General features: G+C 67.6%; 13 protein-coding genes and 1 pseudogene. 5 read left to right on the top strand and 9 right to left on the bottom strand.

Features of this window, described 5'->3' with window-relative positions; all coding sequences use genetic code 11:
* Positions 1-188 precede the first annotated feature (188 nt).
* Positions 189-371, bottom strand: a complete 183-nt coding sequence (locus AB5J56_RS13145; RefSeq protein ID WP_369232888.1) for a hypothetical protein — start codon at positions 369-371, stop codon at positions 189-191.
* Between the two features lie 211 nt (positions 372-582).
* Between AB5J56_RS13145 and AB5J56_RS13150 the strand changes: the two genes are divergently transcribed.
* The gene (locus AB5J56_RS13150) at positions 583-879 is read left to right on the top strand and encodes a DUF397 domain-containing protein (RefSeq protein ID WP_369232889.1); all 297 of its coding nucleotides are present in this window, start codon (positions 583-585) and stop codon (positions 877-879) included.
* A gap of 143 nt (positions 880-1,022) precedes the next feature.
* Here AB5J56_RS13150 and eccD read toward each other — a convergent pair whose 3' ends face one another.
* A complete protein-coding gene (gene eccD, locus AB5J56_RS13155) occupies positions 1,023-2,522 on the bottom strand; it encodes a type VII secretion integral membrane protein EccD (RefSeq protein ID WP_369242528.1) in 1,500 nt (499 codons plus the stop codon).
* Positions 2,523-2,945: 423 nt separating this feature from the next.
* Here eccD and eccCa point away from each other — a divergent pair, with 423 nt between their 5' ends.
* A complete protein-coding gene (eccCa, locus tag AB5J56_RS13160; protein WP_369232890.1) occupies positions 2,946-6,908 on the top strand; it encodes a type VII secretion protein EccCa in 3,963 nt (1,320 codons plus the stop codon).
* Between the two features lie 92 nt (positions 6,909-7,000).
* On the opposite strand, the gene AB5J56_RS13165 is transcribed toward eccCa, so the two are convergent.
* Positions 7,001-7,453, bottom strand: a complete 453-nt coding sequence (locus AB5J56_RS13165; RefSeq protein ID WP_369232891.1) for an ATP-binding protein — start codon at positions 7,451-7,453, stop codon at positions 7,001-7,003.
* Between the two features lie 160 nt (positions 7,454-7,613).
* Between AB5J56_RS13165 and AB5J56_RS13170 the strand changes: the two genes are divergently transcribed.
* A complete protein-coding gene (locus AB5J56_RS13170; protein WP_369232892.1) occupies positions 7,614-8,465 on the top strand; it encodes a helix-turn-helix domain-containing protein in 852 nt (283 codons plus the stop codon).
* A 12-nt stretch (positions 8,466-8,477) separates the two neighbouring features.
* The gene (locus AB5J56_RS13175; protein WP_369232893.1) at positions 8,478-8,666 is read left to right on the top strand and encodes a DUF397 domain-containing protein; all 189 of its coding nucleotides are present in this window, start codon (positions 8,478-8,480) and stop codon (positions 8,664-8,666) included.
* Positions 8,667-8,816: 150 nt separating this feature from the next.
* On the opposite strand, the gene AB5J56_RS13180 is transcribed toward AB5J56_RS13175, so the two are convergent.
* The 6 genes from AB5J56_RS13180 to AB5J56_RS13205 all read right to left on the bottom strand — a co-directional run bounded on the left by AB5J56_RS13180 (position 8,817) and on the right by AB5J56_RS13205 (position 13,430).
* On the bottom strand, positions 8,817-9,329 hold the full coding sequence (locus tag AB5J56_RS13180; protein WP_369232894.1) for a hypothetical protein: 513 nt from the start codon (positions 9,327-9,329) through the stop codon (positions 8,817-8,819).
* A 60-nt stretch (positions 9,330-9,389) separates the two neighbouring features.
* A complete protein-coding gene (locus AB5J56_RS13185; RefSeq protein ID WP_369232895.1) occupies positions 9,390-9,887 on the bottom strand; it encodes a hypothetical protein in 498 nt (165 codons plus the stop codon).
* A 58-nt stretch (positions 9,888-9,945) separates the two neighbouring features.
* Positions 9,946-11,280 carry a hypothetical protein gene (locus AB5J56_RS13190; RefSeq protein WP_369232896.1) on the bottom strand — a complete coding sequence of 445 codons (1,335 nt, stop codon included), beginning with the start codon at positions 11,278-11,280 and terminating at the stop codon, positions 9,946-9,948.
* A 12-nt stretch (positions 11,281-11,292) separates the two neighbouring features.
* On the bottom strand, positions 11,293-11,634 hold the full coding sequence (locus AB5J56_RS13195; RefSeq protein WP_369232897.1) for a hypothetical protein: 342 nt from the start codon (positions 11,632-11,634) through the stop codon (positions 11,293-11,295).
* Between the two features lie 482 nt (positions 11,635-12,116).
* Complete coding sequence (locus AB5J56_RS13200) at positions 12,117-13,058, bottom strand: YrhB domain-containing protein (protein ID WP_369232898.1); 942 nt, start codon at positions 13,056-13,058, stop codon at positions 12,117-12,119.
* A gap of 123 nt (positions 13,059-13,181) precedes the next feature.
* The gene (locus tag AB5J56_RS13205) at positions 13,182-13,430 is read right to left on the bottom strand and encodes a hypothetical protein (protein WP_369232899.1); all 249 of its coding nucleotides are present in this window, start codon (positions 13,428-13,430) and stop codon (positions 13,182-13,184) included.
* Positions 13,431-13,727: 297 nt separating this feature from the next.
* Here AB5J56_RS13205 and AB5J56_RS13210 point away from each other — a divergent pair.
* Positions 13,728-14,274: pseudogene (locus AB5J56_RS13210) on the top strand (transposase family protein).
* Positions 14,275-14,380: the final 106 nt, after the last annotated feature.

Raw genomic sequence — 14,380 nt, forward strand, 5'->3', positions numbered from 1 at the left:
CGGCTCCTCGCGGAGCGCCTTCACCGGGGTCCGAGGGTGCGTACACAAACGGCCGCTACACAGGATACCAGGGCATACGACGACCTCATCCCGGGGGTCGATGCGCCCTGGCGCACGGGTGTCAGTCCGCCTGGCGGCGGGTGTTCAGTCCGACTGGCCGCGGGTGTCAGCCCACCTGGCCGCGGGTGTCAGTCCGACTGACGCTTGGCCGTCCAGATGCAGAGGACCACGACCAGGATCACCAGGAGGATGATCCACATCATGGAGGACCCGCCTCCGCCGCTTCCGTAGTGGTGGCCGCCCCCATACGTGTGACGGTAGCCGCCGCGTCGTCCGCCGATGGCCAGCAGGTGTGCGTCGTGGAGATTCATGCGGAGGACACTAGCCAGCGTTGGCCTGACATGGGCACGTCGTCACAGAGGCGTGACAGGGCTGTGGCGCGGAGGGTACCCCTGTCCGCGCGTGGACGGAGTGCGAAGACCCGTACCGGCGACTACCAGCCCGTTTCCCGGGGCATGCCAGGAGCGAGCGCATAGGGTGACCGCACTGTTCGCACGTACGTGGGGAAGGGGCCGGTCGAACATGGCCGAGGCAGAGGACCAGGACGTCAGGGCACGCAAGGAGCGGGAGAAGGACGAGCTCTACGCCCTCGACATCTCGGGCGTCGAATGGCACAGCGCGCCAGGCACGGAGGAGCACGAGGAGCGGGTGGAGATCGCCTACCTGCCCGAGGGTGCGGTGGCCATGCGCTCGTCCCTCGACCCGGACACCGTCCTGCGGTACACGGAGGCGGAGTGGCGCGCCTTCGTGCTCGGGGCGCGGGACGGGGAGTTCGATCTGGAGCCGGCGCCGCACAACAGCGGGCTCACGGCGGAATAGCGACCACCGGAACAGGAACGACCTAAGCGGCCGACAGGCGACCGGCGCGACGTGCATGTCGCGCCGGTCGCCTGTCGGCGTCCTACGGCCTTACGCGGCACTCCCGGTGCCGAGGGCTGTCCGCACGACCCCCCTCGCGCCCGTCAACTGGTCATCGCCCGAACAGAGGCGTACACGTCGAAGACGGCGAGCGTCAGGGGGACGAGGGTCAGCAGGACGAAGCCCTCGGCGATCTCCAGGAAACGGCCCCAGAAGGGGGTGAGACCTCCGCGCGGGAGAATCAGGCCGAGAGAAGTGACCAGTGCGGCCGCGGCGGCGATCGCAGCGACGAGCCAGACGGTGCGGACGTCGAGAGCCGCACGGTCCCCGCTCAGGGCGTCGCGGATCAGGGACTGCGGCGGGTTGAGCGCCAGGCCGAGGCCGAGCAGGACGAGCGCACCGAGGCCCGCGGCCAGGACGGGTGCCACCTGGGCGGTGTAGCGGAAGAGGTGGGCGCGCATCAGCATCGCGAGGCCGGTCGCGAAGGCGAGCAACTGCGCCCACAGGTCGAAGGAGAAGCCGAGCACCGCCGAGGCCGCCACGGCGACCAGGGCGCAGCCGCCCACGAGGCCGACGAGGAGTTCGTGACCGCGTCGGGCTTGGGCCCTGATCCGCTCGGCGTCGATCGGCTCCTGAGGGGCCGGATCGGTGCCGTACGCGCTGCGCGTGCTGGTGCTGTTCGGCGGCTCGAAGCCGATCGGGAGGCGGGCGAAGCGCATGGACAGCCCCGGCAGGAAGGCGAGGGCTCCCACGGCGATCGGGGCGCACAGCGCGGCCGTCTCCTTGGGCGTCCAGTGCACGAGGATCGACACGAACTCCGCGACCAGGCCGATGGCAGAGGCGAACACGAAGGCGACGAACGGGCCGTCTCCGCGCGGTGAGCAGAGGGTGAGGATCACCGAGGCCACCAGCACGGCGGCGCAGGCGAGGAGGAACTGCAGCCCGCCGATGCCCTGGCCGTCGGCAAGGGTCAGCAGCCCGGAGCCCGCCACTGCCATGTTCGGAAGGGCGCCGAGTCCCAGCGCGACAGCCGAGGCCCGGTCATCGTAGACACGGGCACGGACGGCGGCCAGGACGACCATGAGGACGCCGGTCACGCCCGCGAGGATGCCGGGCAGGCTGTGCATGTCGTGGAGCGGATCGGCGGTCCAGGCCACGAAGGCGAGCAGGGTCGGCAGGACGCCCCCGCCGACGAGACCCGCGGCACGGGTCAGGTCACCGCCCCACAAGGTGTGTTCGCGCGTCACCGCGGAGGCGACCGCCTCGGACACGTCGTCGAAGACGGCGGGCGGCAGCGACTCGGAGAAGGGGCGCAGGCTGAGCAGTTCGCCGTCGAGAATGCGCTGGGCAGCGAACGAGCGGGAGCTGTCCAGGACGCTGCCGTCCCTGCGTACGAGGTGGTATCCGACGGGAGCGCCCTCGGCGGGGCTCTGCCGGGACAGCCTCAGGATCTCCGGATAGATGTCGGCGACCGGAATGTCGTCGGGCAGCGCCACGTCGATCCGGCTGTCGGGCGCGACGATGGTGACCCGGCAGAAGCCGAGGCCCGTGCTCGCCCCTGAAGGGGCTTCCGGGCCTGGCCCTCTTGTCCCGGTGGCCGTCATGCTCACCTGCTGCTCCCCCTCGGTGATGGTGGCGCGTCTGCGATCTCGGTGGTGGTCGTACGTTTGCGATCTCGGAGATGGCCGTACGTCAGCAATCTCGGTGATGGTTGTACGTCAGCGATCTCGGTGATGGTTGTACGTCGATGGCGTGAAGGTCCTGCACCTCTTGTCCGGTGCGCTCCGCAGCATGTGCGGCGAAGCGGCGGCAAGGCGGCTGCCCGGCCCTTCTCAAGGCCCCGCGCGGTTCGGTCCCGCGCGTAACACCCTGATTCCTCGACCTTGTTCGCGTGTGCTCACGCGAATATCCGGCACCCTACCGCCCGCCGGTGACCCGCGAACTCAGTAGGATCACGCGGCGGCCGGCGCCCGCCCGACACGGGGCGGCGGGCGGAAGACCGGGTCCGGCAAGGGAATTGGTGAGCAGTGAGCCACATCGTCGTGAAGCGCCCGCCTCGGGCGCTGCCGTCCGAAGTGCCCGCCGAGGAGGTCGTCCTGCAGCCTCCGCCCGAGCTCCCGCGCGGGCACCAGGAGAGCGTCCTCATGCAACTGCTGCCGACGCTCGGCATGGGCGGTTCGGTGGTCTTCTTCTTCACGAACGGGCAGCCGTTCATGAAGATCATGGGCATGGTGATGATCGCCTCGACGGTGGCCATGTCGATCGCCATGGTGGTGCGCTTCCGCCGGGGCTCCCAGGGGCAGCTGGCCGACATGCGCCGCGACTACCTCAGCTATCTGTCGCAGACCCGGCGCTCCGCCCTGGGCACCGCCAAGGCTCAGCGCGACGCGCAGTACTACCTGCACCCCTCCCCCGAGCAGCTGTGGGCGCTGGTCGCCGAGGGCAGCCGGGTGTGGGAACGCCGGCCGGGCGACGAGGACTTCGCGCAGGTGCGCATCGGACTCGGTCCGCAGGGGCTCGCCACTCCGCTGGTCTCCCCCGAGACCGGTCCCGTCGAGCAGCTGGAGCCACTGACGGCTGGCGCGATGCAGCGATTCGTCGCCACCCACAGCACCCTGGACGACCTGCCGATGGCGGTGTCGTTGCGCGCCTTCTACCACGTCACGGTGAGCGGTGAGCCCCAGTCCGTACGCGCCTCCGCACGGGCCCTGACCGGCTCGCTGGCCTCGCTGCACTCCCCCGAGGACCTGATGATCGTGGTCGCGGCGGGACGGGAGGCCCTGCCGCACTGGGAGTGGGCGAAGTGGCTGCCGCACGTTCAGCTGTCCGGTTCCGTGGACGGGGCGGGCAGCCGCAGGCTGATCAGCAGTGACGCCCGCGAGCTGGAGGAACTGCTGGCCACCCGGCTGACGGGCCGGCCGCGCTTCCACCCCGGTGCCGCGCCGCTCCCGGAGGAGCCGCACATCGTCGTCGTCCTCGACAGCCTCTCGCTGCCGCCGGACTCCGTCCTGGCCACGCCCGAGGGGCTGCAGGGCGTGACGGTCATCGAGATCGTCCCCGGTGAGCCGACCGGAGCGGGCGGCGACCTCTCCATCGTCGTACAACCGCAGGCGCTGCACCTGGAGTCGGGTCACGGCATCGTCTACGAGGGCACGCCGGACGCTCTCTCGTACGAGTCCGCCGAGGCGCTGGCACGGCAGTTGGCCCCGCTGCGCATGGCCGCGGGCGGTGACGACGACGAACCGCTGCTCGCCAACCTCGACTTCACGGATCTGTTGAGCCTCGGGGACGCCGCGTCGGTGGACACCAAGCGCACCTGGCGGCCGCGTTCGCTCGCCGAGCGGCTGCGCGTGCCGATCGGTCTCGGCGAGGACGGCCGTCCCGTGATGCTGGACCTCAAGGAGGCCGCGCAGGAGGGCATGGGTCCGCACGGGCTGTGCGTCGGCGCCACGGGTTCCGGCAAGTCGGAGCTGCTGCGCACGCTGGTCCTGGGGCTGGCGGTCACGCACTCGTCGGAGACGCTGAACTTCGTGCTGGCGGACTTCAAGGGCGGTGCGACCTTCGCGGGCATGGCGCAGATGCCACATGTCGCGGCCGTGATCACCAACCTCGCCGACGACCTGACGCTGGTCGACCGTATGGGCGACTCCATCCGCGGCGAGCTCAACCGCCGCCAGGAGATGCTGCGCGACGCGGGCAACTACGCCAACATCCACGACTACGAGAAGGCGCGCGCGGCCGGTGCCCCGCTGCAGCCGATCCCGTCGCTCGTCCTGGTGATCGACGAGTTCAGCGAACTCCTCACCGCCAAGCCGGACTTCATCGAGATGTTCGTGCAGATCGGCCGCATCGGCCGCTCGCTGGGCGTGCATCTGCTGCTCGCCTCGCAGCGGCTGGAGGAGGGCCGGCTGCGGGGACTGGAGACGTACCTCTCGTACCGCATCGGTCTTCGCACCTTCTCGGCCGCGGAATCACGCGCGGCGCTGGGCGTCCCCGACGCGTACGAACTGCCGAACGTCCCCGGCTCCGGAATCATGAAGTTCGGCACGGACGAGATGGTGCGCTTCAAGGCGGCGTACGTCTCCGGTGTCCACCGCACCGGTTCGGCGCAGGCCGCCGCGCTCGGCGGGCCGCTTCCGGTGGACCGCAGGCCCGTGCTGTTCACGGCGGCGGAGGTGCCCGTGCGGCACGTCGCGGTGCCGCGGCAGCGTACGGAGTCCCCGGACACCGATGACGCTCTCGCGGACACGGTGCTCGACGTGATCGTGCGCCGCCTGGAGGCGCAGGGACCGGCAGCCCACCAGGTGTGGCTGCCCCCGCTGGACAGCCCGCCGTCCCTGGACGGGCTGCTGCCGGGGCTCTCGGCGGTACCGGGCCGCGGACTCACCCAGCCCGGATACGAGGGCGCGGGGCGCCTGGTCGTACCCCTCGGTCTGGTCGACAAGCCGTACGAGCAGCGCCGCGACCCGCTGTGGGCCGACTTCTCGGGCGCGGCCGGCCATATGCAGATCGTCGGCGGCCCGCAGTCCGGCAAGTCGACACTGCTGCGCACACTGATCACCTCCTTCGCCCTCACCCACACCCCGCACGAAGTGCAGTTCTACGGCCTCGACTTCGGCGGTGGCGGCATGGCGGCCGTCGCCGGACTGCCGCACGTCGGCGGAGTGGCGTCGCGGCTGGACCCGGAGAAGGTGCGGCGCACGGTCGCCGAGGCATACGGCGTCCTCACGCGCCGCGAGGAGTACTTCCGTTCGTCCGGCATCGCCTCGATCGCGGACTTCCGCGCCCGCCGGGCACGCGGCGACATCTCAGTCACGGACCAGCCGTGGGGCGACGTCTTCCTGATCATCGACGGCTGGGGCAACTTCCGCGCGGACTACGAGGCGCTGGAGGGCATCGTCCTGGACATGGCCGCGCGGGGTCTCGGTTACGGCATCCACGTGGTCCTGACCGCGTCGCGGTCCATGGAGGTCCGGGCCAACCTCAAGGACCACCTGATGAACCGACTGGAACTGCGGCTCGGCGACACGATGGACTCCGAGATCGACCGCAAGGTGGCCGCGAACGTCCCCACGGGCGTCCCCGGCCGCGGCCAGTCGCCGCAGAAGCTGCACTTCATGGCCGCCGTTCCGCGCATCGACGGCCTGACGTCCGACACCGACCTCGCGGACGCGACGGCGGCCCTGTCCACGGAGGTCGCCCGGCACTGGCAGGCACCCGGCGCCCCCGAAGTCCGGCTGCTGCCCCGCGAGTTCCCCGCCGGGCAACTGCCGCCGGGCAACCGTTTCCCGCGCCGCGGTGTGGCGTTCGCGCTGGACGAGGACAACCTTGAACCGGTCTTCGTCGACTTCGAACAGGACCCGTTCTTCCTCGTCTTCGGAGAGAGCGAGTCGGGCAAGTCGAACCTGTTGCGGCTGCTCATCAAGCAGCTGACGGAGCGGTATTCGGGCGACGAGTGCAAGTTGTTCGTCGTCGACAACAGGCGATCGCTGCTCGATGTGACGCCGGCCTCGCATCTGGCCGAGTACATCCCGATGTCCAACACCATGGACCACCACATGACCGCCCTGGCCGACCTGATGCAACGCCGCACACCCACAGCGGACGTCACCGCACAGCAGCTCCGGGACCGGAGCTGGTGGCAGGGCCCGACGGTGTACGTGGTGGTCGACGACTACGACCTGGTGTCGACGTCGAGCGGCAACCCACTGGGCGGCCTCACGGAGATGCTGCCGTTCGCACGGGACGTGGGCGTGCGGTTCATCATCGCGCGGTCCACGGCGGGAGCGGGGCGCGCTTCGTACGAGCCGTTCATGCAGCGGATCAAGGAACTGGGAGCACAGGGGGTCGTGCTCGCCGGTGACCCGGGCGAAGGGGACGTTCTGGGTGGGGTCCGGCCTCGGATGATGCCTGCGGGGCGGGGGGTCTTCGTGTCTCGGAGGCGGGGGAAGCCGTTGGTGCAGGTGGGGGTGGTTCCGGTCGAGTGCTGAGGTGGTTCCGAGGGTCGCCGGCTGCGCTGGTCGGCGGCCGGGGCCCCTTCCTCCCTCTACGTGATCTACATGGTCCACGTGGTCCGCGTCGTCTACGTGATCACAAAGGTGCACCAAACCTGCTTCTCGTCGAATCCTGTCCGATACCAGCCCCACCGGCGCGACAGTGCCGCAACAAGACGCAGCCCCCGCCCGCTCTCGGTCAACACATCGTTGTCGGCGGTCAGTTCAGGTGTGTGATCCGGGTCGCGGTCGCTCACCATGACCCGCAGCATCGGCGGGGCGAACTCACGGGACACCCCGAGGACCAGCTCCAGCCCCGCGAGCCCGCCGCCGTGCCGTACGGCGTTCGTACACAGCTCCGCCACGGCGACTTCCACGGAGTCGGCCAAGTCCAGGAGCTTCCACTGCTCTTGGACCCAGACGCGTGCACGGTGCCGGGCTTCCGCGATGGGGCGGCACGGGTCGAGCGCGGATGCATCCCAGCCGACTCGGGTGGGGGTGGCGTCGAAGGGGGCGGGGATGGAGGGAATGGGGGTGTCCATCGTGTGCCTCACTGAGGAGTTGGCGGTGTCCTACGTCACAAGTTAGCGGGATGACTAAAACGCGTGCTACCAACTTCACTAAAACGAGTATTAATAACGATCCTGCTGGACGCCCTCTCCCGGGATCGGCAAACTGTGCGCGCGAGCAAGGAGTTGATCGATGGCCCCACGGCACACCCCCAGCGTCAATCAGCGTCGATTCGGCACGGAACTCCGGCGGTTGCGCGAGGCCGTCGGCATGTCCGCGCCGGTTGCCGCAGAGCGACTCGGTGTGGACCGCACGATGATCTCCAACATCGAGTCCGGACGGTTCGGCATCAGCGAGGAGCGGCTTCGTAGGCTGGCAAGCATCTACGAATGTGACGACTTCGAACTCATCAACGCCCTCGCCACGATGACCGGCGGGCGCTCGAAGGGCTGGTGGGATGAGTATCGGGGGAAGATCCCTCCAGACTTCCTGGATGTCGCCGAACTGGAACACCACGCCACAGCCTTGCGCACGCTCCAGACCGCTCACATCCCCGGCCTCTTCCAGACCGAGGATCACGCCCGCGCACTCTTCGACCTGTTCGTTCCGGCGCTACCTCGACTGGAAGTGGAGCTTAGGATCGCCCACCGACTCGCCCGTCACGTCGTGATTGCGGGCGATCCAGGCGTGCCGTACGTGGGGCTGGTTCACGAAACCGCCCTCCGGATGCGTACCGGGGGCTCCCGAGTGGCCAAGGCCCAGCTGGATCACCTGCTTGAGGAGAGCGAGCGCCCCAATGTCAGCCTGCACGTGATCCCCTTCACCGCCGAGGGTTTCCCCATGGCCGGCGACACGATGATGTACGTCGCTGCCGCCAGCCCGCACCTGGACACGGTCGAGGTCGACTCTCCGATCGGTGCGGTCTTCTTCGACTCACCTACCCAACTGGCCAACTTCCGCCGACGGCTGGACTTGGTCGAACAGGTGGCATTGAATTCGAGTGAGTCGAGGGACCGCATCCTCGAGATCGCCAGAGACTTGTAAGAGGTGCCCTACTTGTCCGAGTTGAAGTGGCTCAAGTCGTCGCACTCCGAGGCATCGGGTAACGCCTGCGTCGAGGTCGCCGACAACGCCCACCAAATCGCCGTGCGCGACTCCAAGCACCCGGAGCTGCCGTGGGCATGGGTAGGACGGGAGGCGTGGGCACACTTCACGGGAGCTGTGACCGAAGGGCGGATCATTTAGTCAGACGCTCGCCGACGCGACGCGCACGTCACGTGCAGTTGGGGAACGGAGTTCGCACTCCAGCGGGCTGAGCGTGCCGCGCGCAAAGTGCCTGCACTGTCGGATATGGGATGTCGCGCACCAGGGCAGCGACTTAGCGGCCCACCGACCTTACAGCTTGCCAGTGATAACTCCGCGCCAGGTCCATCCGGCGCCCAGGACGGTGTCCTGCAGGGGATTCTTCAGGTCAGCGCTGTCGAATCTGAACGTCTCGGCAGACTCGAGGCCGCCGTCTTCGCCGCCGCCGAGTGTCCAGCGCTTCGATACTGTCTGTACCTGGCCACGTTGAGCCTCGGTCGCGATGGCCAACCGAGGGGTGTCTCCAACCCACGTGACCTCGTATTGCTGGTCGAGGGATCGTACTTCGTTCTTCTCCGGAACCAGGCGCATGCGGACCTGGAACACTCGACGCACCTGGGCGCGGACGAAGAATGTCCGCCAGGCCGGTTCCAGAATGCGCCACTCGGCCACCAAGTCGGCGCCCTCCGCACGGCCGTCCCTGATGACGTACGCGGCATCGGGGCTGTTGAGACCGAGCAGGGCCGCCTTGACCTCAGCGGCTGATTGCGGGGCGGCACCGTCGGCGGGGCGCTTGGTTCCGGTCAGCTTGTCAAAGAGTCCCATGAAGTCAACCTATGAGGGGTCGGGTTGCAGGTGCAAGATTTGCCGACTGCCTGACACACGCTATGAAGCCGCGTCGGTATCCGGACGGACTGTGCGTACGAAGTCCCGGAAGTCATCCAGGACAGCCAGGTGTTGGGAAGTGGAGGCCGTCAGGATCAGGCGGATCACTGCCCGCCTGCGCGCATCGGCAAGGTCCAGCATGGCCAGGTAAACCTGGGATTGGATGAGGTCACGGGTCGCGCCGCCGACGACGGCCGAGACTGCCAGGGTCTGCGTGAGACCGGGCGCATCCGCAGAGCCGATCTCGCGCCGCTCGGTGACCTCGACTGACACGGTGGCCTGACGCAGGTGGGCCGCGGACTCGTCGGCGATCTCGGGTAGCGTCGCCGCGTCCGGACGGTACTCGCCGTCGATCGTGATGTTCGCGGTGAATCCCGCATCAGATTGCGGATGCAGCGCTACGAAGGCCGCACCCGGTGCGCCGACCTCATCCGGCGGTGCGGCGTGCCAGCCTTCCGGCAGTTCGAACTGGATCGGTACGGGCAGGGTCGTGGGCATCTCGGCCCTCCTTAATCTGTGGCAGCGTGCCTACGACGGTGGGTTTGCAGGATCGTGTTTAGAACAGTCCACCGACCGCATCGCCGACCGTCCCGGCCATATCGCCCACGGCGTTGGCCGCATCGCCCGCAGTGTCGGCGACCTTCCCCGGGTCAACTGTAATCTCGAAGCCCACCTCGCCCCCGAGTCCGACGGCGGCACCCACCGTCGCGCCGATCGTCCACTTGCCGTCCTCGCCCTTGCCGAGGGTGGCGTCGGCCTCGGCCCCGACGCCGGCCCAACCCTCTACAGTTCCACCCGCTCCGATGCCGCCGATGTCCGCGCCCCCTGAGACGCCAGCTTTCGCACCGACAAACCCCTCAACCCCCACGCTCACCCCCTCCAGGCCGATCCCGGCATTAACCCCTGCCTCGCCGCCCGCCATGGTCTCCACCCGGCCGTACACCCCGACGGGGCCAGCGTCGGCTCGCCCCTTGACCGATGCTTCACCACCCGCGAAGCCTCCGACCTCGCCCAGGAGGCCCTCGTTGGTGATGCCGCCAGCCGCAGAGCCCTTGGCGCCCGCATAGACCTCGGCCCCACCGGCCAGCTTCATCGGGCCGTTGGTGAGCGACCCCTCCGCGCTCGCACGGCCGAGGTCGGCATGTGCCTCGGCCTCGCCGAGCTTGCCAGCCCCGGTGTCAGGCCCAGTGACCGATGTCCCGACGCCAGGGCCGGAGGCCTCGCTGTCTCCTTCCGAGACCCACCCGTCGGTCTTCGTGGTGGTGTTGGAGTCCGGCGTACCAGCCGTCGCTAGGTCACCCACGGCCTGCGCGTTAAACCCGCCGAACCCGGTTCCGTCCGCCGAAACATCGCTCGTCGCACGGGCCAGCGCCCGCTTAACGCTCTGGTCGGCGTCTTCAACGGCCTTGACCGCCTTGGTGATGGCGTCGGTCCAGCTCTGCGCCTTCGCATGGGCATCGGCCAGCAGCTGGGGATAGTCGGGGTCGTGGTGGAGGGTGTACCGCTCCTGTTCGGAGAGGTTGTCGTACCCGACGTAAGTCGCCTTGCCGGAGCCGTTGACCTTGTAGTCCATCGCCTCGGCATCGTGGACCAGGTCCTTGACCGCCTTCTGTAGACGGGTCAACTCGGTGTGCGCGTCAGTGAGGAGACTGGCGATGGCCAGCGCCTCCACCTTGGCCGCCCCGTACTCGAAGGCCGTAGCCGAGGCGTTGTGCTGCTGCGCGGCGTAGGCCAGCCCCTGCCAGTTCCCGTTGCCCAGCACGCCCTGGACGTGTTTCTCGTAGTCGGTCTTCAGCTCGCCGAAGCGGTCACCCATCTTCTTCCACGCCTCGGACACATCCGCGAGCGGAGACAGATCGGCCGTCATCACGTCGTGGTAGCTCAGCGTCATGGCCGCTCGCCGTCACATTCCGTCGAAACCGCTTGGGAGCCGTACCGCTGATACCTGTGCGCCGACGGCGGCGTCCTGGTTCTGGAAGAGATTCCTCGTGCCGTGCAGCGAGTTCACCTCCCGCTGCAGCCGCCCCATCAGCCGGTTCGCCTGTCCCAGCCAAACGATCAGAGCGTCTGAGACACCCTGGTCCGAGGCCCAGCCGGAGAGCCCTTTCAATCCGGTGTCCTGCTTGATCAGGGGGTTTATGGGCGCTACGGATGCCATGCGGGCGACGAGAGGCGGCTGCCGTACCCCACCACCGTCCGCCATGCTGGCGGCTGCCTGGGTGTTCGGCATCAGCTGCTCTTCCATGAACTTCGCTGCACGCGTCTTATCGCTCGGCGAGCTTGCAAGTGTCTGCTCGTCGCCATTCCCGGATCCCACGGGCAACCCCTGTTGCACTAGCACCTCATCCGTTTCACGCCCAACAGACGTGCTGCGGAGGCTCACTGGGCAGACTACTGACTGTTGGCCCCCGAGCTGTCCCCGGTTGCGTCGAGGCCACCCGGGGCGACGTGCTGGCATTCACCGCGTTCCCACGCGAGATCTGGCGGGACTGAGGCCCGCCGCTATATGGGTCACGAAATCCTCGCCAAGGCCCGATTCCACCCGATCGAGTCAGAAACCGACGAAAGCGCCCTGCCCACCGAACTCACCGCATAGCCTCAAAACGAGATCACCGAGCGGCCGTGACCCAGTCCTTCTGCTCGCCATACCGCAGCGGACAGAACTTCCAACCGCCGCATGTCTCATAAGCGCCACCGGCAGCTCCCTCTACACGCCGCCACAGGGCCTCAGCGGTAGCGAATCACATGCAGAGCACTGACTCCGGTCTGGTCAAGCGCCACAGCCGAGTCCGAGGAACCGTCGACGAGCATCACGCCTTGCTGGGTGTGGAGCGCATTGACCAGCCACCCGACGGACTCCCTTCCTCGTCTGTCCGCACGACGAACCCAGACCAAGGCTCTGGCCCCGATAGGAAAGCCCGACAGCTCGTCCATCGCCGCCGGCCAGTCCGCGTGTTGGGACGCGGAGAGAACCGATCCCAGATCAGCGAGTGTGGGCTCGAACCACGCCGCATGACCGGGAGTCGGCGGAACAGGGAAGCCCTCGGATCCGGGAACCTCACCGGCGTCCCACAGCTCCAGCCAACCCCATGGGTCCGAGTTGGGCAGGCAGAACGGACCTGCCGCGTCCTTCGGCACGACCAGAGTTGCGTCGAGCATGCCGTCCTGCCAGCGTCCATTGCCCAGATAGCGCGTGGTGTTGCAGGCGAAGACCCAACCTCGCCGGATCTCGTCGGACGGCGCGGGAGCGACCAGTTCGACTGCTCCGTGGTAGGCGCCGTCGAGCCAGTACTGGGCTTTGCGGAGCGCGGACGCATAATCGTGGGCCTCGGCTTGCCAGGGAAGCCGCTCAAGCGATCGCGACTCGGGCAACGCGCGGATGAAGACCAACTCGCGCAGCAAGGAAGTGTCGAGCTTCGCCAGGCCTCCCGCCATGGCGTCCAGCAGGACGACCTGCCCCTTGTTGTTGTGCGCGTAGAGCAGATTGCCGGTTGCCTCGACCCCGCCCACTTCGCGCCGCAGCCACACCACGCCCCGAGTGTCCGGGCCAGGTTCGGCCACGGCCCTGACCACCGAGTCCCAGTCGCTCACGGGGACTCGTTCGAACTCCGCGAAGTAGCGACGCGTCAGCCTGTCCCGCCAGCCGGGGGCTTCTCCGACGGCTTCCACGACAGCGGAACCGATGGAGCTCCGTTGATCGCTGAGTGCACGGCCACCACGCAACCGCGCACGTTGATCCTGCAGGCCTGGGTTGCAACCCGCTCACGGAGGATGCCAGCTGCCGCTCTTTAGTCAGGGCTGTACATCGCGGTAACTCCTGGGGCGCCAGTCCTCGGTCGGCCAATCACCCGACGCACGTCGGCTCATGTACTCATCCATCGGAAACCCGGTCGGCGGAAACTCAACTGCTTCGCCATCGTGCGGAACGATCACCACTGACATGAATGGCGCGTCCGCGACATTCCCCGTCTCGATGTGTTCCTTCCAGTCGAACCGGACTGCCCAACCGAAGGGATACTCGACACATTCCTCGGGAAGCATGACCAAGGAATGTGTCTTATCGGGATACACATTCCCGATAAATTGAGCAGCAGATTCGATCGCTTCACATTTACGAAACACTTACTTACCTTTGTCGCGATATGGAATGTACCTAATAGAACTCACTTCTTTTTCGAGCAGCCCCAAGGAACCTGACTGACCATCGAGGGAGACGACTCCATGAGCTGATTCCAACCTCAAGGCAGCGTCCGTCACTTGGGCGACTCCGCAACGCGATGAAGCTCCTGGTAGGAGGCGTAATAACCAAGATCCACCGCGCCCCGTCAGGAGCTTCGCGTGATTGTGTACCCGTCGGCGATCGATCCGTCCACCGCGCACGTGCGCTACCTGAGCCGTGAACTGGCGACCTGGCGCCGGAAGATCGAGAGCCAGTGGCGGCGGCTGATTGTAGGACTCAAGCACTGCTGACCCTGGCTCACCTGCGGTGCGGTGACACCTACGCTCGGCTCGCGGCCGGGTTCGGCATCGGGATCACCACCGTCTGCCGCTACATCCGCGATGCGATCGCGGTGCTGGCCTGCACGACCTGACGGCGGCACGCGAGCACGGCATCATCCACGTGCCCTCCGAGGTCGGCCTCAAGTGCTGGGCCGATACGGCATACCAGGGCGCGACCCGGAATGTTCGAGTTCCATGCAAGGGGCGCCGCCTCAAGCAGTGGCAACGGCGTCACAACACCACTCACGCCAAGATCCGATGCGCCGGTAAGCAGGCCAGGGCCAGGCTCAAGAACTGGCGCCACCTGCGCAAGCTCCACTGCAGCACCAACCGGATCACCAACATCGTGAAAGCGATCCTCGCCCTTCATCTCGCCTCAGCGTGAGAATGAAAAAGGGTCAATCGCACCAACAGCGGAAGGACCTGCCAGGAAGCCCAATCTCGGCCCCGAAACAAACCCAATCCCCCATTCGCCCAGAATTGGACATGCC

The sequence above is a fragment of the Streptomyces sp. R21 genome (assembly GCF_041051975.1).
GTDB lineage: Bacteria > Actinomycetota > Actinomycetes > Streptomycetales > Streptomycetaceae > Streptomyces.